Genomic DNA, 23136 nt, shown 5'->3' with positions numbered 1-23136 from the left:
TGGGGGAGGAGCCGGGAACCGGAGGGAGGGTCGGGACGGGCCTGCGCGGCATGGAGGACTCCGGGGTCAGGGGATCAGAGGCGTTCGGTGACCGGCAGGCCCGGGCCGGGCACCCGGACCGAGGCGAGCGGCGGGACCGGCAGCCCCGCGGCGGCGGACGGGACCGGGCGGCGGTGTGACAGCGGCACGACCGCCGGCTGCCAGGCGTTCTCCCCGAGCACCACCCGGCGCACGATCCGTTCGGCGGCGCGTCCGTCGTCGTAGGGGCAGAACCGCTTGCGGAACGCGGCCCGCCGCTGCTCCGAGCGTGAGCCGCACCAGTGGCCGGTCGCGAAGATGTCGATCAGGTCGTCCTCGTCGTGGGCGACCGGACCCGGCGGGAAGGCACGGACGTCGAAGTAGGTGCCGCGGGCCGCCTCGTACGCCTCCCAGTCGTCCGCGTACACGATGATCGGCCGGTCAAGGTTGGCGTAGTCGAACATCAGCGCGGAGAAGTCGGTGACCAGGGCGTCCGAGGCCAGGCACACCGACTCCACACTCGGATGACCGGTGACGTCGATGACCCGCCCCTCCACCGTCCGCGCCAGCGGCCCGGCGCAGGCGGGGTGCGCCCGGGTGAGCAGCACGAACCGTGGCCCCAGCCGGCGCAGCAGGCGCTCCAGGTCGAGACCGGGGCGGTGGCCGCGGCGGTAGTCGCGGTACGTCGGCGCGTACAGGATCGCCACCGAGTCCTCGGGGATGCCGAACGTCTGCCGCAGCCGGGCCACGTCCGCGGATGCGGCCCGGGCGAAGACGTCGTTGCGGGGCTGCCCGTACTCCAGCGTGGTGAAGCCGGACGGGAACACACGCTCCCAGACGAGGGTGGAGTGGCGGTTGCCGGAGACGACGTAGTCCCAGGTGTCGGCGGTGCGCAACATCCGCGCGAAGTCCGTGTCGCGCGCGGCGGCCGGACGGTCCTGGAGGTCCAGGCCCATGCGCTTGAGCGGGGTGCCCTGCCGGGTCTGGACGAGGATCTGGCCCGGGCGCTTGACCATACGGGGGTCGAAGTCGGCGTTGTGGACCAGGTACTTGGACCGGGCCAGCGCCGTCCAGTACGCGGCCGAGCCGGGCCGCAGCCGGCGGGTGGCCACCGGGACGGTGTGGTGGTGCTCGGGGCGGGCGATCCAGGCGGTGCGGATCTGTGGGACCAGGTTGCGGAACGCCGACTCCAGGGCGGCCGGGTTGCAGCCGTAGCGGCCGCCCTCGTCACGGGTGAAGACGGCCCGGTCGGCGCGCAGGGGCAGGCGGAGCTGGATGCGGTAGTGCGCCTGGAGGGCTGTGGCGGCCAGGCGGCGGCTCGACCCGGCGACCGTGCGCCGGGCCGCGCGTGCGAGACGGGAGGCCAGGGACAGCAGGCGGTGGGTGCGGTGGCTGCCGAAGCGGATCAGCAGGTGGCGCAGCCGGAAGGGGGCGCCCGGGACGCGGTGGCGGCGGTAGTGGGCGCGGGCCAGGCGCAGGAACTCGGCGCGGCAGGTGCCCGGCAGCCGGCTGCGCCGGGCGAGGATCGCGGCCAGGTGGTCGGCCATGCGGTGGAACAGCACCGGCCGCCAGCGGGCCAGCTCCGGGTGCGCGTCGAGGTGCGCGAAGACCCGGTCGTACTGGTCGAAGACGTCGAAGCGCCCGCGGCCGGTGGTGCCGAGGGTGCCGCCCCGGCGGCGCCGGCGCCAGTGGACGCAGACCCGGTCGAGGGTGGCGATCGTCTCGGCGGTCAGCAGCACCGGGTACGTCCACGGCGTGTCCTCGTAGGAGCCCGGCGGGAAGGCGAAGCCCTCCCGCTCCACGAACTCCCGGCGGTACGCCTTGTTCCAGGCCACCGTCGGAAGCGACAGCACGCCGGGGCGGTCGTCCAGACGGAAGGGGGCCGGGCCCTGTTCGGTGAGCAGGCCGGCGAGCTGGTTGCGGACGGTCTTCCCGGTCCAGTACGTGCGTGCGTGGTCGAAGACCAGGACGTCCGGGTCGGAGGTCTCCTTCAGCCGGTCGGCGATGTCTCTCAGTGCGTGCGGGGTCAGGGTGTCGTCGCCGTCCAGGAAGAGCAGGTAGTCGCCCCTCGCCTCCTTCAGGCCCGCGTTGCGAGCGGGCCCGGGGCCCACGTTGCGGGGCAGGTGCAGGGGGCGGACGCGGGTGTCACGGGCGGCGAACTCGTCGATGATCGCCCCGCAGGCGTCGGGCGAGCTGTCGTCGACGGCGATCACCTCGACGTCGGAGAACGACTGCTCCAGCACGGATGTGAGGCATTCCTCCAGGTACGCCTGAACCTTGTACGCGGGGACGATGACACTGAACCTGGGCAAAGAGCATCCATGGGGATCGGCGCGGACAACCTGCCCGAAAACGTCCGATGGAGTGGTTTGGTTACGCGGAGTGCGGCATGTGGGGGACCGCCGTGGGAAACCCCCGGTGAACGGCGAAGGGTGGACCGTGCTGCCGGTCCACCCCGACGAACCGCCGTACGGATCGCCCTACTTCACGGCGCCCGCCATGACGCCGGACACGAACTGCCGCTGGAAGGCGAAGAACACGGCCAGCGGGATCACCATCGAGATGAACGCGCCGGGTGCCAGAACGTCGATGTTGTTGCCGAACTGGCGGACCTGGGTCTGCAACGCGACCGTGATCGGTTGCGTGCCCGACTTGGTGAACACCAGCGCGACCAGCATGTCGTTCCACACCCACAGGAACTGGAAGATGCCGAGGCTCGCGATCGCCGGGCCGCCGAGCGGCATCACGACCCGGGCGAACAGCCGCAGCTCGCCCGCGCCGTCGAGACGAGCCGCCTCCAGCAGTTCCCGGGGGATCTCCGCGAAGAAGTTCCGCAGCAGGAACACCGCGAAGGGCAGGCCGAAACCGGTGTGGAAGAGGATCACGCCGAGCACCGTGCCGAACAGGCCGATCTTCCCGAACAGTTCGGCGATCGGGATCAGCGCCACCTGCACGGGCACCACCAGCAGGCCGACCACGCCCAGGAACCACCAGTCACGGCCCGGGAACTCCATCCAGGCGAAGGCGTAGCCCGCGAGGGAGCCGATGACGACGACCAGGATCGTCGCGGGGACGGTGATCAGGACCGTGTTCAGCAGGGAGTTGGTGATGTCGCTGTTCTCCAGCAGCTTCTGGTAGCTGTCGAACGTCAGCTGCGAGGGCTTGCTGAAGACGGTCCACCAGCCGGAGGCGTTCATGTCTTCCGGCTTGCGCAGCGAGGCGAGGAGCAGACCGATCGTCGGCACCAGCCAGAACAGCCCGACGAGGATGAGGAAGACGCGCAGCAGTCCCCCGCCTACGCCCTCCGCCATCCGCGCCCCGAGGGACCGCCTGGCCTTGGCGACGGTGACCGGGGCCGCCTTGGTCAGACGTCCGACCTGCGTGGTCATCGTCGTACCTCCCGCCTCAGCCTGCGGATGTTGAACAGCATCACCGGGATGACGAGCAGCAGAAGGAACACCGCGATCGCGCTCGCGACGCCCGGCTGGTCCTCGGAGAAGCCCTTGCGGTACAGCTCCAGGGCGAGGACGTCGGCGTCGTCCTGCGAGGAGCCCGGCGGGATGATGAAGACCAGGTCGAAGATCTTCAGCACGTTGATCATCAGCGTGACGGTGACCACCGCCAGCACCGGCGCCAGCAGCGGCACGGTGACCCGGCGGAACACCTGCCACTCGTTCGCGCCGTCCACGCGCGCCGCCTCCAGCAGTTCCCGCGGCACGCCCGCGAGCCCCGCCGCGATCAGCACCATCGCGAAACCGGCCCACATCCACACGTACGCCCCGATGACCGCCGGGGTGACGAGCGCCGGGCCGAGCCAGTCGACGCCGTTGTACGGCTCCTTGAAGTTGCTCGCGGGGAGGCGCAGTCGAGCTCCGTCCGCGGCTGCGGGCAGCATGAACGTGCCGTCGCCGGCCGCCTTGGTGGAGGCGACGACCCTGCCGTTCTTCACCGCCTCGATCCGCATGCCCGCGTAGCCCTGCTCGGAGGGGTCCACCGCGCCGAGCTTCCCCACGCCCCTGCCGCGTGTGAAGTCCTGCCAGGCCGTGCCGGTGATCTTCCCCGGCTCGGCTGCGGCCCGCACCGCCCGCTTCGCGCTCTTCGGCATCTGGTCGGGCGCGACACCGACCAGCGGCAGCGCGACGGACTCGCCCGTGTGCACGGTCGTCCTCGTGATGAAGCCGCCCTGGTCCGGTTCCAGGGGCGACTGGCGGCCGGGATGCGCCTTCGGGAACGCCGACGACGGGGCGAAGGTGTCGTGGATGCCCACCCACACCGCGTTCGCGACGCCCTTGTCCGGGTCCTGGTCGTACACCAGCCGGAAGATGATCCCTGCCGCGAGCATCGAGATCGCCATCGGCATGAAGACGACCAGCTTGAACGCCGTCCCCCAGCGCACCCGTTCGGTGAGCACCGCGAAGACCAGCCCCAGCGCGGTCGACACCGTCGGCGCGAACACCACCCAGATGATGTTGTTCTTCAGCGCGGTGCGGATGCCGTCGTCCGTGAACAGGGCTCTGTAGTTGTCGAATCCCGCGAAGGAGTGACCGGAGCGGTCGAGGAAGCTGCGGATCACCGAGTACCCGATCGGGTAGACCACGAGCGCGCCGAGCAGCACCAGTGCGGGCAGCAGGAACAGCGCTGCCACGGTCCTGCGGGTGCCGGTCACGCTCTTGCGGCTCTTGGGTGCGGCAGGGGCCGACGGGGCCCCTGCCGCCGTGGCCGATGTCATCGGCGGATCAGCTCCCGCTCCCGTACGCCGCCGCCGCGTCCTTCTCCAGCTTCGCCTGCGTCCCCGCGACGTCCGTCGGGTTCTTCAGGAAGTCCTGGAGGTCCTTCCACTCGCCCTTGCCGGGCGTGCCGCCGAACGCCTGCGGGGCCTGGTCCGACATGTCGAAGCGGAAGCTGTCACCGGCCGCGAGCAGCGCCTTGGCCATCTTCTGCTGCACGGCGTTCGGGTACGCGGACTCCGGGACGTTCTTGTTCGGCGAGAGGTAGCCGCCGAGCTTCGCCTGGATGGCCGCCGCGTCCGGCGAGGCCAGGAAGGTGACCAGCGCCTGAGCCGCCTTGGAGTCCTTGAGGATGACGGCCGCGTCACCGCCGGTGACCACGGGAGGCTGGGCGCCCACGGCCGGGAACGGGAACACCTTCGCGTCCGTGCCGATCTTCGCCTTGGTCTCGCCGATGTTGACCTGCGCGAAGTCGCCCTCGAAGACCATGCCGGCCTTCGGCTGGTCGCCACCGGTGAAGGTCTGGGTGACCGAGGCCGGGAACTCGGTCTGAAGGGCGCCGTTCGGGCCGCCCGCGATGTAGTCCTTCTTGCCCCAGATCTGGGCGAGCGTGGTCAGGGCCCGCTTGACGGACGGGTCCGTCCACTTGATCTTGTGCTGCGCGAGCTGGTCGTACTTCTCCGGGCCTGCCTGTGAGAGATAGACGTTCTCGAACCAGTCGGTGAGGGTCCAGCCGTCCGCGCCGCCGACGGAGAACGGGGTGACACCGGAGTCGTAGATGTTCTGCGCCGCTGTCAGCAGCTCCTGCCAGGTCTTGGGCTCCTTGCCGTTCGCCCCCTCGAAGACCTTTGCGTTGTACCAGATCAGGGACTTGTTGGCGGCCTTGTAGTACACGCCGTACTGCTTGCCGTCGACCTTGCCGATGTCCTGCCAGCCCTGCGAGTAGTTCTTGGCGAGCTCCGCCTGCGCCTCGGCGCCGAGCGGCTTGGCCCACTTCCTGTCGACGGCCTGCCTGATGGCGCCGGGCTGGGGGAGCAGTGCGACGTCCGGCGGCTGACCACCGGCGATCTTCGACCCGAGGAAGTTGATGATCGGGTCCTGGGCGGGCACGAAGGTGACCTTGGCGCCGGTGCGCTTCTCGAACTCGGCGAGCACCGTCTTGAAGTTCTTCTGCTCACCGCCGGTCCAGACGGCGGCGACCTCCAGATGCTGCCCGGCCAGCTTCGGGAGGGTGAGGCTCGCGCCACCGGTCTGTGTGCTTCCGCTGCTCTTGTCGCTGTTGCCCTTGTCGTCGTCGCTTCCGCCGCACGCGGTGAGCGTGAGCGCCAGTGCTCCCGCGATGACGGCGGCCGCGGTCCTGGCGGCCCTGAGTGTCCGGATGGTGCTGCTCGTGCTGCGCATCACTGCCCCGTTCTCCGTCCCTCGTCGAACGTTCGAGCTGCTGTCCGTGCGCTCTGGTCTACGCGGGGAGGTTCGGGGCGGCAAGAGCGCCTGCACCGTCAACCGGCCGATTGTGATCGCGTCGTGACGTACGGTCAGGCGAGCTGTCGGTGCTGCTCGGCAGTCGGCGGGGCCGGAGGAGGCGGCGTCACAAAAGCGAAGGCACCTCCACCGCCGACACCGACCGTGCCGCCCGCTCCAGCGCGCTCGCCAGCAACGCCAGGTCCGTCGGCCCGTTGCCCAGTTCCCGGACGGGACGCCGTGCCGGCGGATCTCCCATGCGGTGCCACTCCAGCGGTACGACCGTCGGCCGCACGGTCGCCGTCCGGGGAATCCGTCCCGTGATCCGCCCGCCCTGGAACGGTGTCCCCCTGCCGTCCGCCCGCGTCAACCGCCCGCGTCCCGGCCCCGGTTCGTCCGTGCCCGCGGTCACCGCCTCCAGGCCGATCCGCAGCGAGGCCGCCCGGGCAGGCTCCCACTGAGCCGTCCGCCCACCGGGTCCCGACGCGGCCACCAGGTGCACACCCAGCCGTTCCCCGTCCCGGGCCACCGCCTCCAGCGCCCGTACGACCGACCCGGCCGCCGGGCGGCCCGGGGAGCCGAGCGCCGGGGACAGCAGCGCGTCCAGGTCGTCGACCAGCACCACCAGCCGCGGCAACGGCGGACCCGCCTCCGCCCGCTGCCGTGCCGCCGCCGGCCGCAGCCGCAGCGTGACACTCGGCGGGCTCTCGAGGTCCCCCGGCTCCGTACCTCCCGACCGTTGCGGTCCGATCCGCCTCGACACCTCCTGCCGTGTGTGCCACTCGGCGAAACCGAGCCGTCCGAGCAGTTCCGCCCGCCGCTTCAGCTCGGCGCTCAGCGACTGCGCGAACTCCCGCATGCGCACCGGATCGTTGGTCGCCAGATACGTCGTGACGTGCGGCAGGTCCGTGCAGACCCGCAGACCGTCCCCACCCGCGCTGCCGTGCGCCGCGCAGTCGCGGCCGTCGACAAGTGCGATGCTCAGCCGGTCCGGGCGCTCGGCCGACGCGAGCGAGGCGGCGAGGGCGCGCAGCAGTTCCGTACGACCGCTGCCGGGCGGCCCCTCGACCAGCAGATGCGGTCCCTCGGCGGCGAGGTCCACGCTCACCGGACCGCGTGGACCGGCGCCGAGCACCGCCCAGGCGCGCCCGCCCGGTGACGCGGTGTCGTCCGCCGCGTCCGCCCAGCGGGCCATCAGCGACGCCGGGGTGGCCCGGGCCAGCCCCAACTCGTCCAGCAGCCGCGCCGTCTGGGGCAACGGGGCCGACACACGCGCGTGCCGCTCACCGCCGCCGTCCGTCCGCAGCGGGGCGAGCGCCCGGGCGAACCGCTCCGCCCACGCCGCCGACACCGCGTCCACGGCGGCGACCGTGCCGTGCCCCACGGGTGCGCGCCCGGCGTCCGCGCCCTGCCCCGGCGCGACCCGCAGCAGCCGCAGCGCCGTGGCCACGTCACCGCTCAGCAGCGCGACGGCCCCGCACTCCCGGAACACCGGCGAGGCCGCGCACGCCGCCTCGTACGTCTTTGCCACCGGCGACGCGGGGGAGGCGGCCGGAGCCTCGGCCAGACAGACGACATGGATCCCGGCCCGCGTCCCCTCCCGGGCCAGCCGCGCCACGGCCGCCCGCACATCGGCGCCGCCGGGGTCACCGTCCACGACCAGCACGGAGTACGGCCCCGCGTGGGCGTCGTCCCGCGCCCAGGAGGGGCGGTGGGTGGCCCCCCGAGGCGAAGGGTCCTCCGGTGGGGCGGGCGGCGGGCCGTCCTGGTCCGCCAGCTGGTCCTCCAGACGGCGCAGCAGCTCCTGGGTGCGGGCCGTCGCCTGTTCGCGGTCGTAGGCCAGCAGCAGGCGGCAGTCCTGGCCGTGGGCCGGACGGAGGTGGGGGAGCCAGCCGAGCCAGGACCAGTCGGCGGTGCGCTCCTGCAGCGGGCGCGCGCGGTCGGCGCTGATCAGGACCAGCTCCAGGAGGTCGGGGGAGTGCAGCGCGGCCAGCTGTGCCACCACCGCGCGCGTCAGCCCGGCCAGCCGGGCGCGCGGCCCCGCGAGCCCCAGCGCGCCCACCTCGCGCAGCCCCGCGGTCACCGGCACCGCCGGCAGCAGTCCCGCACCGTCCGGTGCCGCCCGGTCCGCCGTGCCCAGCCGCACGGTGAGCGCCTCCGGGTGCCCCGGGCCGCGCTCCCACAGCCGCGGGCCCGGGCCCAGCGCGGTGAGCAGCAGCGCCGCCGGGTCCGGCCACTTCTCGGGCGCCCGGGCCACCGGCGGCGCGGAGGCGTCCCCGCGCTTCTCGCACCCGTCCCGTCCGGTGCCGCTCTGCTCGCCGCGGCCCCCGGTCAGCCGCCGTGCCCATGCCGTGAGCCCGCCGCGCCTGCGCAGCCCGGGCGGAACGTCCGTGCCGCGCAGCGGGGTGCCCTTGCGCGTGCTCTCGGCCGCCGCTCCCTGCCCCGGTACGGCATGCGCCGGAAGGGGCGGTTCCGCGGGATCGTGCTCCTGCGCTCCGGGAATCACCCCGCCGGACGCGCCCCACCCGGTGACGCCGAAGCCGTGGTGCGTGTCGCTGTCGGGGGAGGGGCGCCCGTCCCGGAAAGCGGAACCCGAGCCGTGTCCCTCCGGAGGGGTGCCGCCGGTGCGGCCGTCCCCGGCGGCGGTGCTCTCGGCGTGCGCGTACCCCACGGCCGCACCCCGCGCCGCATCCGTGGGCTCTCCCGGGCCGTCCGCCTGCCGCACCCGTACGTGCCCCTCCCCGTCCGGAGCCGTCCCCACGGACCGCGCCTGCCCGGGCGGGACCAGGCGCAGGGCCGATTCGCCGAGCCGCAGCAGCGCGCCCGGAGTGAAGCGCAACGGGCGGTCGGTCACCTGGTGGCCGTCCAGCACCGTGCCGTTCGTGGAGCCGAGGTCGGCGACCGAGACGCGGCCGTCCGCGGTGACCGTGACCGCGCAGTGCAGCCGGGAGACGTCCGGGTCGTCCAGCGGCACGTCGGCGTCGGCGGAACGGCCGATCCGGATCACCCCGCCGTGCAGCAGATGGACGCCGCCCGCGTCCGGGCCCGCGACCACGTGCAGCTGGGCCGCGCCCTCGTCCGGCTCGGGGCCCGGCTCCGCGGGCGCGCCCAGGGTCAGCACCGCGCCGTCCAGCAGCGGCGGCTCGCCCAGCGTGCAGCGCTGCGGGTCGAGCCGCTCCGTGCCCGCGTACAGCACCACCGAGCCTGTCCCGGGTTCCCGGCCTCGCTCGGGCTGCGAGGGGCCCCCCTCCCCGCCGACCGCCGAGGCCAGGCCCGACACCACCGCGGCCAGCGCCGTCCCGGCGGGCGCGGTGACCAGCACGTCACAGCCCGCGGCGCGGGCCCGTGACTCCGTGGGCGGGGCCGGTGGGGCTACGACGGTCAGCCGGATCTGCATCGCCGTCAGCGGTCCCTTCTGTCTGCGTCCGCGGTCGCCCACGGGGCGCACGAGCCGGTGCCGGGACCACGACCGCGCCCGGTCCGCCGGGCCCCGCGCGCTCGCCCCTCGACACCGACGCGCCCCTTCGGCTCCCGCGCGTGCGGGCGCCCGGGAACGGGGAAGGAGCCGTGCCACGGTCCCCCACCGCGGACTCCCCCACCGCACACGAGCACATCGGCCAGTACGGAATGCATCCTCGCACCTGCCACTGACAGCGCGCCCGCCCTCCACCGTCAAATGATCTTGATTGGTCGGCTCTGCCCGTAAAAGTGCCTGACCAGTGCCCGGCCGGTGCCCGCTTGAGATCGGTCACGCCCGGATCGGGCAACCAACTGAACCGAAGCGAGCGTCTTGTCATCGAACAGGTGCGGGAGCCGAATACGTACCTCATCCATGCGGGGCACGTGACCCACAGGCCGTCGACAGCTCGGTGCCAGGTACCTCGGCACTACAGTGGGCGGGACACCGGTAGCGCGGTGGACGACCGGAGAAGCAAGCAACAGGGAGCGCATGACGTGCGGCCGGTAGGGAGCAAGTACCTCCTTGAGGAGCCGCTGGGACGCGGCGCCACGGGCACCGTCTGGCGAGCCCGCCAGCGCGAGACCGCGGGCGCCGAGGCGGCCGTCGCGGGCCGGCCCGGCGAGACCGTGGCGATCAAGGTCCTCAAGGAGGAGCTGGCGAGCGACCCCGATGTCGTCATGCGGTTCCTGCGGGAGCGGTCCGTCCTGCTCCGGCTGACCCACCCGAACATCGTGCGGGTCCGCGATCTGGTGGTCGAGGGCGATCTGCTGGCCCTGGTCATGGACCTCGTCGACGGTCCCGACCTGCACCGCTACCTGCGCGAGAACGGCCCCTTCACCCCGGTCGCCGCCGCCCTGCTCACCGCCCAGATCGCCGACGCGCTGGCCGCGAGCCACGCCGACGGCGTCGTCCACCGCGACCTGAAGCCCGCGAACGTCCTGCTCGCGCAGCACGACGGCCAGATGCACCCGATGCTGACCGACTTCGGCATCGCCCGGCTCGCCGACTCGCCCGGCCTCACGCGCACGAGCGAGTTCGTGGGCACGCCCGCCTACGTCGCCCCGGAATCGGCCGAGGGCCGCCCGCAGACCTCGGCCGTGGACATCTACGGCGCCGGCATTCTGCTGTACGAGCTGGTCACCGGGCGTCCGCCGTTCTCCGGCGGTTCGGCCCTCGAAGTGCTCCACCAGCACCTGAGCGCCGAACCGCGCCGCCCGTCCACGGTGCCCGACCCGCTGTGGACGGTGATAGAGCGCTGCCTGCGCAAGAACCCGGAGGGCCGGCCGAGCGCCGAGAACCTGGCCCGGGCACTGCGGGTGGTCGCCGAGGGCGTCGGCGTGCACGCGAACTCCGCGCAGATCGCCGCCGCCGAGGGCGTGGCCGCCCTGCTCGGCCCCGACCCGGCCCCGGCGACCGTCCCCGGCTCCGCCGACCCCACCCAGGTACTGCCGCAGGGCCCGGCGTCCTCGTACGACCCGAACGCGGCGACCAGCGTTCTGCCGCACACCCCGCCCGGCTCCGCCGACCCCACCGCCGTCCTGCCCACGGGCGGGGCCGCCGACCCGACGGCCGTGATGCCGCCCATGCCGCCGCACGGGCCCGGCGGGCAGCCCGGTCGGGAGGAGCCGCACCCCTGGCAGAGCCAGCTGCGCGCGGCCCGTGACCGTAACGAGCAGACGCAGGTCCAGGCGTACCTCGACCCCAGCGAGGACCCGCTGCGCCGCCGCCCGCAGCGGCAGGTGGCGCGCCCCCAGCAGCGTCCGCAGCAAGGCCCTCCGCAGCGGCAGCAGCCCGGGCCGGGGTACGGCCGTCCGCAGGGGCAGCCCCAGCAGTACGCGCCCCAGCGGCAGCAGTACGCGCCCGCCCCGCAGCACCAGCCGCAGCGGTACGCGCCCGCGCCCCAGCAGCCCCAGCAGCCGGCGCCCCGTCCGGCGCGTGAGCCCCGGCCGCCGCGGCAGCGCAGCGCGAACCCGATGAAGATCCCGGGGCTCGGCTGCCTCAAGGGGTGCCTGTTCACGATCGTCATCCTGTTCGTCGCCGGGTGGCTGGTGTGGGAGTTCAGCCCGCTGCAGGACTGGATCGGGACGACCAAGTCGTACTGGCAGCAGTTGAGCGACTGGTTCTCCACCGCGGCCGACTGGATCGGGCAGCTGGGCAACAAGTAGCGGGCTCCGGATGGCCTTCGTGCACACCGAGCTTGGGGATTTGTCGACATCCGACGGGTGATTTCCCGCTCCGCGGTGAAGGTTGCCGCTTCGGACGCGTAGTTTTGTCGATCGGGGTCCGGCGCAGGGTCGGCAACACGCGTCCCCAGTAGGAGCAGACTTGGCACGGAAGATCGGCAGCCGGTACACCGCCAACCAGATCCTGGGGCGGGGGAGCGCCGGCACGGTGTGGCTGGGCGAGGGGCCTGACGGGCCCGTCGCCATCAAGCTGCTGCGGGAGGACCTCGCGTCCGACCAGGAGCTCGTGGGCCGCTTCGTCCAGGAGCGCACGGCGCTGCTGGGGCTGGACCATCCGCACGTCGTGTCCGTACGGGACCTGGTGGTCGACGGCAACGATCTGGCCCTCGTCATGGACCTGGTCCGCGGCACGGATCTGCGCACCCGTCTGGACCGGGAGCGGCGCCTCGCGCCCGAGGCGGCGGTCGCGATCGTGGCCGACGTGGCGGAGGGGCTGGCGGCGGCGCACGCGGCGGGCATCGTGCACCGCGACGTGAAGCCGGAGAACATCCTGCTCGACATGCAGGGGCCGCTGGGCCCCGGCGGGGCGCACCCGGCACTGCTGACGGACTTCGGCGTGGCGAAGCTGATCGACTCGCCGCGGCGGAGCAAGGCCACGAAGATCATCGGCACCCCGGACTATCTGGCGCCGGAGATAGTGGAGGGCCTGCCGCCGAGGGCGGCGGTGGACATCTACGCGCTGGCCACGGTGCTGTACGAGCTCCTCGCGGGCTTCACGCCGTTCGGCGGCGGCCACCCGGGCGCGGTCCTGCGCCGCCATGTCACGGAGACGGTCGTCCCCCTGCCCGGCATCCCGGACGAGTTGTGGCAGCTGATCGTGCAGTGCCTGGCGAAGGCGCCGGCGTCACGACTGCGGGCGTCGGAGCTGGCGACGCGGCTGCGGGAGCAGCTGCCGCTGCTGGCGGGCATGCCGCCGCTGGACGTGGACGAACCGGACGCGGAGCCGGTGGAGGAGCCGTACGAGACGCCCGGGGAGCCGGTGGTGACACGGGCGCGGCGAGGAGCGGTGCCCCTGGTACCGGGGGCGAAACCGGACTCGAACCGGGACACCCACACCTCGATGCGGGTGCCGGGCCCGGACGAACTTGCGGGCGGCGCCCGCGGCACGGCCCGCGCCCCTCGCACCCCGGGCGCCCCCCGCCCGGGCTCGGCCCGCCACCGCGCGGCGGCCCGGCGCCGCCGGATCACGCTGGGTGTGGCGGCCGCGGTACTGGCGGCGGCGATCGGGGTGGGCGCGTGGTGGGCGACCTCGGGTGACGACACCGGGGCTCCGCCGCCGACCTCGGGGAACTCGGCTCCGGCGTCGCCCTGAGCCGGGGACCGGAGGGGCGGTGGCTGCGCCCCTTAAGGGGCGCGGGGGGCCACGGACGGCCCGCACCCGCGCATCTGCCGATGCCACCACGGTGTGACTGCGTCGCCGGCCGTCTGGGGCCCCGGACCCCGGCCGTCAGGCCGATCGGGTCCGGGGTGGAGCCCCCAGGGGCCGTACCCCGCGGCCTTGGGCGCCCGGTAACCGTGCGGTCACCCGGCATGGCGTGCTTGGCGGAGCCGTTACGCTGGATGCGTGGCAGTCGTCGATGTATCCGAAGAGCTCAAGTCCCTCTCCTCGACCATGGAGTCGATCGAGGCCGTTCTGGACCTCGACAAGATGAGGGCAGACATCGCCGTGCTCGAGGAGCAGGCGGCCGCGCCGTCCCTCTGGGACAACCCGGACGAGGCGCAGAAAATCACCAGCAGGCTCTCCCACCTCCAGGCCGAGGTGCGAAAGGCCGAGGCCCTGCGCGGCCGGATCGACGACCTCGGTGTGCTCTTCGAGCTCGCCGAGGCCGAGGACGACCCGGACACCCGTGTCGAGGCCGAGGCCGAGCTCGTCGCGGTCAAGAAGGCGCTGGACGAGATGGAGGTGCGGACGCTCCTCAGCGGCGAGTACGACGCCCGTGAGGCGCTCGTCAACATCCGTGCCGAGGCCGGCGGCGTCGACGCCGCCGACTTCGCCGAGAAGCTCCAGCGCATGTACCTGCGCTGGGCCGAGCGGCACGGCTACAAGACGGAGGTCTACGAGACGTCGTACGCCGAAGAGGCGGGCATCAAGTCCACGACCCTCGCCGTCCAGGCGCCGTACGCCTACGGCACCCTCTCCGTCGAGCAGGGCACCCACCGGCTCGTCCGTATCTCGCCCTACGACAACCAGGGGCGTCGCCAGACCTCCTTCGCCGGCGTCGAGGTCCTCCCCGTGGTGGAGCAGTCCGACCACGTCGAGATCGACGAGTCCGAGATCCGGGTCGACGTCTTCCGTTCCTCCGGGCCCGGCGGCCAGGGCGTGAACACGACGGACTCCGCGGTCCGCATCACGCACCTGCCCACCGGCATCGTCGTCACCTGCCAGAACGAGCGGTCCCAGATCCAGAACCGGGCCACCGCCATGAACGTCCTGCAGGCCAAGCTCCTGGAGCGGCGACGCCAGGAGGAGCAGGCCAAGATGGACGCCCTCAAGGGCGACGGCGGCAACTCCTGGGGCAACCAGATGCGTTCGTACGTCCTGCACCCGTACCAGATGGTCAAGGACCTGCGCACCGAGTACGAGGTCGGCAACCCCGAGGCCGTCTTCAACGGCGAGATCGACGGCTTCATCGAAGCCGGAATTCGCTGGCGCAAGCAGCAGGAGAAGTAAACCGGGCGCGCTCGGCCCGACGCCGCCGGAAAAACCGGCCGCAAAAACAGCGTTTTGTCGACAAGGCAACTGCACCTCGCCCAGGGGCAGTTGCCTTGTCTGTCTCCCGATGTCTGGGTTTTACATCACACTCACAGTCCCGCTTCTCCCGTAAAAGACGCGTTATCGGACATCGCGCGCGCAACGACCTTGACGTTGCTGTGAAAACTCGGAAGGGTAAAGCGCGGCATGCGTATCTCTGGGGCGCATGTGAACCGGGGGACTTGCTCAAAAGCACAGCTGCCCTCGAGTGCCGTCGCCCCGGACGCTGCTCCAATGACGATCAGCTACTGGGGGTAGCAGCCTGATGACCAAGAAGACGCGGATCCGGGTGGCGCGGATAGCAGCCGGTGCGGTGATCGCCGCCGGTGCGTCGCTGACCGCCGCGGGTGCCGCCTCGGCGCTCGACATCAAGATCGGCGCGAGCGCCGGCGAGAACGGTGTGGGTGTCGGTGTCGGCGTGGGTACCGGCGAAGACGACCCGACCACTCCTCCGCCCAGCGAGACCGGCATCCCGACGGAGACGCCGCCGGTCACCCCGCCCGTGACCCCGCCCGTGACTCCGCCCGTGACTCCGCCGGTGACCCCGCCCACCGAAGAGCCGCCCCAGCCCACCGGCGACCCCACCGAGCCCACGGAGGCACCCCCCTCCACCGGCCACGGCGGCGGCAACGGGAACGGCAACGGCAACAACGGTGGCGGCAACAACACCAACCCCGACGGCGGCGGCAACAGCCCCGTCCAGCAGGGCAAGGGCTCCTCGGTCCTGACCGACACGGGCTCCGACAGCGGCACCACCGACACCTCCGCCCAGGGCAGCGGCAAGCAGCTGGCCGAGACGGGTGCCGGCCAGACCGCGTTCCTGCTGGTCGGCGCCGCCACGATGATCGCCGGCGGTATCGGCTTCCGTGTGATGCCGCGCCTGATCAACGGTCGCGGCGGGGCCGCCGCCTGAGCGAGGGGCGCACAGCCTCACCCGCAGGCGTGAGAGCAATGTGAGAAGGGCCCGGGGCGCATCGCCCCGGGCCCTTCCCGTACACCCGTCTTTCCCGCTCCGCTACGCCGTCTGGTGCGCCAGCAGCGCCACCGCCGCGATCAGCACGGCCACCAGGGCGATCAGCGCCGCCGGCGTCAGCCCTGACCAGGGGTTCTCCTGCTGAAGGCGCTCCCGGCTGGCGCGGCACACGGGACAGCGGCCCTCGTTCACGGGCGCCGCGCAGTTCGCGCACACCAATCGGTCGTACGTCATGCGCCTCGCCCTCCTCGTGCCGCTTACACGTACACAACGTTTCCGGGAACGCAACAGTTCCCAATCCACTGTGCCAGGTTCCGCGAGCCGCTGCGCGGGCTCCGCCAGTCCCACGGCCGTGGAGGGCGTCACAGTGCCCCTCCGTACCCCGTGGGGCTATGACAAAACGTGCAACTCCCCCGTAACCACGACCGGCGACTGCGCTCCTGTGCCCGGTTCGCGTATGGTCACGCTCACCTACCCCCGACGGCCCGTGGTGCATCCGTGATCCGATTCGACAACGTCTCCAAGGTCTACCCCAAGCAGACCCGCCCCGCACTCAGGGATGTCTCCCTGGAGGTGGAGAAGGGCGAGTTCGTCTTCCTCGTGGGGTCCTCCGGCTCCGGGAAGTCCACCTTCCTGCGGCTGATCCTCCGCGAGGAGCGGTGCAGCACCGGGCAGGTGCACGTCCTGGGCAAGGACCTCGCCCGCCTCTCCAACTGGAAGGTGCCGCAGATGCGCCGCCAGCTGGGGACGGTCTTCCAGGACTTCCGGCTCCTGCCCAACAAGACGGTCGCCGAGAACGTGGCCTTCGCGCAGGAGGTCATCGGCAAGTCGCGGGGCGAGATCCGCAAGTCCGTGCCCCAGGTGCTCGACCTCGTCGGGCTCGGCGGCAAGGAGGACCGGATGCCCGGCGAGCTCTCCGGCGGTGAGCAGCAGCGCGTGGCCATCGCGCGGGCCTTCGTCAACCGGCCCAAGCTGCTGATCGCCGACGAGCCCACCGGCAACCTCGACCCGCAGACCTCCGTCGGCATCATGAAGCTGCTCGACCGGATCAACCGGACGGGCACGACCGTGGTGATGGCGACCCACGACCAGAACATCGTGGACCAGATGCGCAAGCGCGTCATCGAGCTGGAGAAGGGCCGCCTCGTCCGCGACCAGGCGCGCGGCGTCTACGGCTACCAGCACTGAGTTCCACGGAAAGGCTTGAGCAGACGCCATGCGCGCGCAGTTCGTACTGTCGGAGATCGGTGTCGGTCTCCGCCGCAATCTGACGATGACCTTCGCGGTGATCGTCTCGGTGGCCCTCTCGCTGGCCCTGTTCGGCGGGTCGCTGCTGATGAGCGATCAGGTCAACCAGATGAAGGGCTACTGGTACGACAAGGTCAACGTCTCGATCTTCCTGTGCAACAAGAGCGACGCGGAGTCCGACCCCAACTGCTCCAAGGGCGCGGTCACCCAGGAGCAGAAGGACCAGATCCTCTCCGACCTGAAGAAGATGTCGGTCGTCGAGAAGGTCACCTACGAGTCCCAGGACGAGGCCTACAAGCACTACAAGGAGCAGTTCGGCGACTCGCCGCTGGCCAGTTCGCTCACCCCGGACCAGATGCAGGAGTCGTACCGCATCAAGCTGAAGAACCCGGAGCAGTACCAGGTCATCGCGTCCGCCTTCAACGGCCGCGACGGCGTGCAGTCGGTGCAGGACCAGAAGGGCATCCTGGACAACCTCTTCGGGCTGCTCAACGGCATGAACTGGGCCGCCCGCGCGGTCATGGCGATGATGCTGGTCGTCGCGCTGATGCTGATCGTCAACACGGTGCGCGTCTCCGCGTTCAGCCGTCGTCGTGAGACCGGCATCATGCGTCTGGTCGGCGCCTCCGGCTTCTACATCCAGGCCCCGTTCATCGCGGAGGCCGCTGTCGCCGGACTCATCGGCGGCACGGTCGCCTGCGCATTCCTGTTGATCGCGCGGTACTTCATCATCGACCACGGCCTCGACCTGTCCCACAAGCTCAACCTGATCAACTTCATCGGCTGGGACGCCGTCCTGACCAAGCTGCCGCTGATACTCGCCACGAGCCTGCTGATGCCCGCGCTGGCGGCGTTCTTTGCGTTGCGCAAGTACCTGAAGGTGTGACGCATGCCAATGGGGGCGTACGGGCAACCGCCCGTACGCCCCCTTGCGTTGTCCTAGACTCACCGGCATGTCAGGCCGTGACCTGTTCTGTCAGCCCCGTCGCATCCGCCACGGGGCGGCCCTGACGTTGGTCTTCGCGAGCGTCCTCGTCGCCGGCGCCGCGACCGGCTCGTTCGGCGGAGGCGACGCGAAACAGCCCTCCACGGAGTCGGTGGTCCCGGCCGGCCACGACGACGTCACCGAGGCCGCCGAGCGGGCGATGGCCGACGGCAAGTCCCCGATGGAGGCCGCCGAGCGCGCGGTCAGCCGCAGCGGCGACCGGTGGAGCGCCGTCTACTCCCAGGGCGAGTACGAGGAGTTGGAGGAGGCCCTCGACGGCCAGTACACCGGCGTGGGGCTGTCGGCCCGGCGGGAGAGCGACGGGCGGATCGAGGTGACCCGGGTGCAGCCCGGCTCGCCCGCGGCCCGCGCCGGGATCCGCAAGGGCGACCTGCTGTGCGGCGTCGACGGGGAGGACGTCACCGGCAGGCCCGTCACCGAGGTCGTCTCCCTGCTGCGGGGCGACGCCGACGACGCGGGGGCCGGCTCCCGCGTGCGGCTCGGACTGCAGCGTGGCACGCACACCTGGAGCGAGGTGCTGCGCCGGGCCCGGCTGTCCACGGACTCGGTGACCGTGCGCCGGCTCGCCCGGGGCATCATGCTGATCAAGGTCACCGCGTTCACCAAGGGCTCCGGGGACCGCGTACGGGAAGCCGTCGACCGGGCGCCCAAGGGCGGCGGGATCGTGCTCGACCTGCGCGGCAACTCCGGAGGATTCGTCGCCGAGGCCGTCACCGCCGCGTCCGCCTTCCTCGACGGCGGGCTGGTGGGCACCTACGACGTCGACGGTGACCAGCGTGTCCTGCACGCCGAGCCCGGCGGCGACACCACCAGACCCCTGGTCGCGCTCGTCGACGGCGGCACCATGAGCGCGGCCGAACTGCTCACCGGTGCCCTCCAGGACCGCGGCCGGGCGGTGGTGGTGGGCACCCGCACCTTCGGCAAGGGCTCCATCCAGATGCCGAGCCGCCTTCCGGACGGCTCCGTCGCCGAGCTGACCGTCGGCCACTACCGCACTCCCGCGGGCCGCGGCGTCGACGGCCGCGGCATCACCCCCGACCTGGAGGCCGACGACGGGGCGCTCCAGCGGGCCGAGACGGTGCTCGGCGGCCTGGGCGACGCCTCGTAGCGACGCGCCGCGACGCCAAGTAATCGACTTCCCCGCACACCCCCCTGTAGTGCGAAAATGGGCGGCACTATGGCTAAGGAAAAAGGGCGCAAGCTGATCGCTCAGAACAAGAAGGCGCGGCACGACTACCACATCCTCGACACCTACGAGGCCGGGCTCGTCCTCATGGGCACCGAGGTGAAGTCGCTGCGCCAGGGGCGGGCATCGCTGGTCGACGGCTTCGTGCAGCTCGACGGGCACGAGGCGTGGCTGCACAACGTGCACGTGCCGGAGTACAGCCAGGGCACCTGGACCAACCACAGTGCCCGCCGCAAGCGGAAGCTGCTGCTGCACCGCGACGAGATCGCCAAGCTGGAGTCCAAGTCGCAGGAGACGGGTCACACGATCGTGCCCCTGTCCCTGTACTTCAAGGACGGCCGGGCCAAGATCGAGATCGCGCTGGCGAAGGGCAAGAAGGAGTACGACAAGCGGCAGACGCTCCGCGAGAAGCAGGACCGGCGCGAGGCGGAGCGGGCGATCTCCGCGGTGCGTCGCCGGCAGCGGGCGTGAGCGGGGCCACCGGCGTCGAGCGGGAACACCGGCGTGAGCCGGGAAGGACCGGGCACCCGGTGGTGTTGAACCCGGTACCACGGCGGGATGACCGCCGGGAATACGATGGCGACGGGATGCGTTGATCCCGTATGATGGCATCGCACCGCGTAGCCGGTGCGGGTCCCTCCTCGAGAGGGACGCTGATTGAAAAATCAACATGGGGATGATCGGTTTCGACAGCGGCTGTCGAAGCAGGGGAAGCGTGTCGAGGAAGCGGCCATGATCTCGTAAACCACAGGCCGAAAAAAATAATCGCCAATTCCAAGCGCGATCTCTCCCAGGGCCAGCTGGCCCTCGCTGCCTGATCTAGGTAGCGAGCTGCAGCTGCCCTACTAAAGGGAGTGTCAGCCTGGGGCTGTTCCCGACCCGGATCCTGGCATCAACTAGGGAACTAAACCTTGATCCCGGTCACGGGGTGAAGAGGGAAACCACACAGTGACTGGGCCCGTCGGAGACTTGTCCGCGTGATCTCCGGGGCCGAGAAAAGCACAGCGGACTGCACACGGAGAAGCCCTGATTCTTCACCGTTGGACGCGGGTTCGATTCCCGCCATCTCCACGATCAGGAGGCCCCCCGGCCTCCTGAACCCCATGTGGGCGAGGCCCCGTCGCTTTCGAGCGGCGGGGCCTTTGCCGTGCGTGGACAGCAGAGGCGCGTTCCGGCCAACTGCGAGCGGCGCCGGGACCCCTGTTGCGCCCCGCGATCTTCACAGATGGCGTACAGGTTCTGTGCCGTTTCGCCATGCTCGGCCGAGTGGTCGGCTTTTGGCCATGCCTCGCACGGATCTTGTCCTCGTCCGTCTTGGCATGTCTATGGTGACCGTCGCGTCTCCGTGGACCCGACCCCTCCGCCGGCGCGCACTCCAGCCCGCGGTCGGGGGAACCGCCGCCACGTCCACTGCTTCGGCGGGCACGCCTCGGCCTGCCTGCTTCACGAAGAAGGATGCTTCTCTTGCGGCCCGGACCAGGCTTTCCCAGCTGCGCGTCCTCGACGTCGTCCTGTAGCAGTGGGCGGCGTACCCGAGACTGCTCGAAACATCGCTGAGATCAAAAATGCGCGCCCTTGCCTGACTCGGCTCACCGACATTCAAAAGGACTCATCGACCGATGTTCCTGCTCCGCCTTCTCCCGCCGCTTCCCCGCGAGATATCCCTCGCCGTCGTCGGGCTGCTCTTCGGGCTGTTCCTGACCGTGCAGGGGGCTCGGCAGGCCTACGCCGAGGCGACGGGAGTGCATGGCACGGTCAGGGTGTCCGAGTGCACGCCCGCGACCGGCGGCCTGGCCGATCTGTGGCAGGAAGGCTGGGCCTGCAAGGGCTCGTTCGAGGCCACTGACCACTCCGTCAGTATCAGCCGCGTCGCCGTCGACGGAATCATCGAGAACCGCCCCGCCGACGGCACCCTGCCCGCCCTCGTCGACGGCTCCGGCGACCACACCGCGACCCGCGACGGCGCCGGCAGTTGGAAGATCCCCACTCTCACCGGCGTGGTATTCCTCGCCTTCACCGCTTGGCGGATCCGCACGGTCAGAGGCATGCTCCGCCTGCGCCGAGCCGTGCGGACCGCCGCGTCCGGTGGCCCGACCCCAGTGCCCGTGAACGAAGGAAGCAGAGAGGGGAGGGACGTGGCGTCGGAGCAGGACGAGCCGCACCACGTGGTGCCCACGAAGGGCCCCAACCCCTGGGGACAGGCCGTCGCGGCCGTGGCGGTGGTAGCGGTACTCGGTGTCGTTCTGTGGACGTTCGGGCAGACGTCGTCCTCGGGCAGTGCTGCGACGACCGCTACGTGTTCGGACGCGGAGCGCGACAAGTCGCCGGGGAACGCGTCTCGGCATGTCTCCGGTGCGCAACTCTGCAAGGCTGTGAACCGTCCCGACCTCGCCGAACTGCTGGGCACGCCCGGGGAGACCGCGAAGAACGCCAGCGGCAGCGACGGCTCGGTCGAACTCGCCGGTGGCAAGGAGATCGACAACCCCTCGGCTCAGGTTGAGTTCGGCACCTACACGGTGACGCTGTCGGCCACCTACGACCGCCTTCCGGTGGCCGGGACGGCCGTGCTCCTGGGCGACGGCGCCAGGCCGCGGACGGTTCTCGGGCGACCGGCCGTCCTGTACTCGGACCGCACCATCAGCATCCATTTCCGCCTCGGCGGGAGCGACACCGGCAGCGGTCCGGGCGTCCCGGCCCGGGTCCTCACCGTGGCCCGCGACGCCAACGACAGCGGCGGCTCCTTCGAGGTGGCCCTGTGGCGCGCGGACGGCGCGGTGCCCGACGACGCGGTACTGCTCCGCGTCGCCGAGAAGGTGCTGCCGACGATCCCGGGGTGGGCCGCCAACGGATGACGGACCGCCGGCAGGGAGGCGCGCCTGTGGACCGTCATACCGGGGGGAAGCCGACTCTCGCCGACCGGCGGATCCGGCTCCTGCCCGAGCAGTGGCGTGGCCCGCACACAAGCAGCGCGCTTGTTGTGGTGTCCCGTCCCATATCGGGGGGAGGTGTCTCTCCCTACGGTCCCCGGCATGACGCACCCCAGAGCCGCACGTCGCTACTTCGTCCTGGCGAGCCTCCTGGTCGCCCTCCTCGCCGCCTTCCTCACGCCGGGCACAGCCTCGGCGGCCTCCCTCGTGGAGGTCACCGGGTTCGGGTCGAACCCCGGTGCGCTGCGCATGTTCCGGTACGTTCCCGGTGGGCTTCCCGCCGGGCGGCCCGTCGTCGTCGCCTTGCACGGGTGCACCCAGGACGCCGCCGGGTACGGCACCGGAAGCGGGTGGATCCAGCTCGCCGACCGGTGGGGGTTCTCCGTGGTGCTGCCGCAGCAGCAGAGCGGCAACAACCCCTCGAACTGCTTCGACTGGTTCCAGAGCGGTGACATCGAGCGCGGCCAGGGCGAGGCCGCGTCGATCGCCCAGATGGTCGACCGGCAGCTCGCCGACGTCTCCGGGGACCCGGGACGCGTGTACGTGACCGGGCTGTCGGCCGGGGGCGGCATGACCGCCGTGATGATGGCGACGTACCCGGAGAAGTTCGCCGCGGGCGGGATCGTCGCGGGGCTGCCGTACGGCTGCGCGCAGGCCGCCGGGTCGCCGTACGTCTGCATGTACGTCGGGGCCACCCAGACCCCGAAGCAGTGGGGCGACCGGGTGCGGGCCGCCCGCCCGGGGTACGGCGGACCCTGGCCGACGCTCACGGTCTTCCAGGGGACGGCCGACTACACCGTCAAGCCCGTCAACATGACCGATCTGATGAAGCAGTGGACCGATGTGCACGGCGCCGACCAGACGGCTGACGTCAGCGACACCGTCGCCGGGTATCCTCACCAGGTTTTCAGGGACCCGTCCGGGAACGCCGTCGTGGAGACGTACAGCATCACCGGCATGGGGCACGGCCAGCCCGTCGACCCCGGGACCGGGAGCGAGCAGTGCGGGGCGGTCGGCTCCTACTTCCTCGACGTGAACCTGTGCGCCGCCTACCGGCTCGGGCGTGCCTGGGGGCTCGGCTGAGTCGGTGCGAGACCCTGTCGGTCCAGCTCGCGGATCCGCGCCCGAGCAGTTG

Annotated in this window: 16 protein-coding genes and 1 other RNA gene; 11 read left to right on the top strand and 6 right to left on the bottom strand. The window is 71.6% G+C overall.

Annotated features, from left to right (window positions below):
- Positions 1-74: 74 nt before the first annotated feature.
- The 5 genes from ACZ7L1_RS10395 to ACZ7L1_RS10375 form a co-directional block, all read right to left on the bottom strand.
- Positions 75-2330, bottom strand: a complete 2256-nt coding sequence (locus ACZ7L1_RS10395; RefSeq protein WP_471435878.1) for a bifunctional glycosyltransferase/CDP-glycerol:glycerophosphate glycerophosphotransferase — start codon at positions 2328-2330, stop codon at positions 75-77.
- A gap of 168 nt (positions 2331-2498) precedes the next feature.
- On the bottom strand, positions 2499-3407 hold the full coding sequence (locus ACZ7L1_RS10390) for a carbohydrate ABC transporter permease (protein WP_471435876.1): 909 nt from the start codon (positions 3405-3407) through the stop codon (positions 2499-2501).
- The gene (locus ACZ7L1_RS10385) at positions 3404-4747 is read right to left on the bottom strand and encodes a carbohydrate ABC transporter permease (protein ID WP_471435875.1); all 1344 of its coding nucleotides are present in this window, start codon (positions 4745-4747) and stop codon (positions 3404-3406) included. Before ACZ7L1_RS10385 ends, ACZ7L1_RS10390 begins: the two co-directional genes overlap by 4 nt.
- A gap of 7 nt (positions 4748-4754) precedes the next feature.
- The gene (locus ACZ7L1_RS10380; protein WP_471435873.1) at positions 4755-6146 is read right to left on the bottom strand and encodes an ABC transporter substrate-binding protein; all 1392 of its coding nucleotides are present in this window, start codon (positions 6144-6146) and stop codon (positions 4755-4757) included.
- Positions 6147-6333: 187 nt separating this feature from the next.
- Complete coding sequence (locus tag ACZ7L1_RS10375; protein ID WP_471435923.1) at positions 6334-9603, bottom strand: FHA domain-containing protein; 3270 nt, start codon at positions 9601-9603, stop codon at positions 6334-6336.
- Positions 9604-10160: 557 nt separating this feature from the next.
- On the opposite strand from ACZ7L1_RS10375, the gene ACZ7L1_RS10370 reads away from it, so the two are divergent.
- From ACZ7L1_RS10370 to ACZ7L1_RS10355, 4 genes are all read left to right on the top strand, one after another.
- Positions 10161-11831, top strand: a complete 1671-nt coding sequence (locus ACZ7L1_RS10370; RefSeq protein ID WP_471435872.1) for a serine/threonine-protein kinase — start codon at positions 10161-10163, stop codon at positions 11829-11831.
- Positions 11832-11991: 160 nt separating this feature from the next.
- A complete protein-coding gene (locus tag ACZ7L1_RS10365) occupies positions 11992-13221 on the top strand; it encodes a serine/threonine-protein kinase (RefSeq protein ID WP_471435870.1) in 1230 nt (409 codons plus the stop codon).
- Between the two features lie 252 nt (positions 13222-13473).
- Positions 13474-14580: a peptide chain release factor 2 gene (gene prfB, locus ACZ7L1_RS10360; RefSeq protein ID WP_471435868.1), complete on the top strand. Its 1107-nt coding sequence runs from the start codon at positions 13474-13476 to the stop codon at positions 14578-14580.
- 346 nt (positions 14581-14926) lie between these two features.
- Positions 14927-15574, top strand: coding sequence for a hypothetical protein (locus ACZ7L1_RS10355; protein ID WP_471435867.1), 648 nt, complete (start codon positions 14927-14929; stop codon positions 15572-15574).
- A gap of 102 nt (positions 15575-15676) precedes the next feature.
- On the opposite strand, the gene ACZ7L1_RS10350 is transcribed toward ACZ7L1_RS10355, so the two are convergent.
- The gene (locus tag ACZ7L1_RS10350) at positions 15677-15868 is read right to left on the bottom strand and encodes a hypothetical protein (RefSeq protein ID WP_471435866.1); all 192 of its coding nucleotides are present in this window, start codon (positions 15866-15868) and stop codon (positions 15677-15679) included.
- Positions 15869-16132: 264 nt separating this feature from the next.
- On the opposite strand from ACZ7L1_RS10350, the gene ftsE reads away from it, so the two are divergent.
- From ftsE to ACZ7L1_RS10315, 7 genes are all read left to right on the top strand, one after another.
- A complete protein-coding gene (gene ftsE / locus ACZ7L1_RS10345) occupies positions 16133-16822 on the top strand; it encodes a cell division ATP-binding protein FtsE (protein ID WP_103841080.1) in 690 nt (229 codons plus the stop codon).
- A 28-nt stretch (positions 16823-16850) separates the two neighbouring features.
- Positions 16851-17768 carry a permease-like cell division protein FtsX gene (gene ftsX / locus ACZ7L1_RS10340; protein WP_471435865.1) on the top strand — a complete coding sequence of 306 codons (918 nt, stop codon included), beginning with the start codon at positions 16851-16853 and terminating at the stop codon, positions 17766-17768.
- 67 nt (positions 17769-17835) lie between these two features.
- Positions 17836-18996 (top strand): S41 family peptidase, encoded by a 1161-nt coding sequence (locus ACZ7L1_RS10335; protein WP_471435864.1) that lies wholly within the window; start codon positions 17836-17838, stop codon positions 18994-18996.
- Positions 18997-19065: 69 nt separating this feature from the next.
- Positions 19066-19545 (top strand): SsrA-binding protein SmpB, encoded by a 480-nt coding sequence (gene smpB, locus ACZ7L1_RS10330; protein WP_471435863.1) that lies wholly within the window; start codon positions 19066-19068, stop codon positions 19543-19545.
- Positions 19546-19746: 201 nt separating this feature from the next.
- Positions 19747-20148, top strand: a transfer-messenger RNA (tmRNA) gene (gene ssrA / locus ACZ7L1_RS10325).
- Between the two features lie 545 nt (positions 20149-20693).
- Entirely contained in the window at positions 20694-21926 is a 1233-nt protein-coding gene (locus tag ACZ7L1_RS10320) for a DUF6215 domain-containing protein (protein ID WP_471435862.1), read from the top strand.
- A gap of 177 nt (positions 21927-22103) precedes the next feature.
- A complete protein-coding gene (locus ACZ7L1_RS10315; protein ID WP_471435861.1) occupies positions 22104-23084 on the top strand; it encodes an extracellular catalytic domain type 1 short-chain-length polyhydroxyalkanoate depolymerase in 981 nt (326 codons plus the stop codon).
- The last annotated feature ends 52 nt before the right edge of the window (positions 23085-23136 follow it).

The sequence above is a fragment of the Streptomyces sp. NPDC107546 genome, from assembly GCF_055639175.1.
The sequence above is the reverse complement of the archived record's forward strand: the minus strand, read 5'-3'. Positions and strand labels throughout refer to the sequence as shown.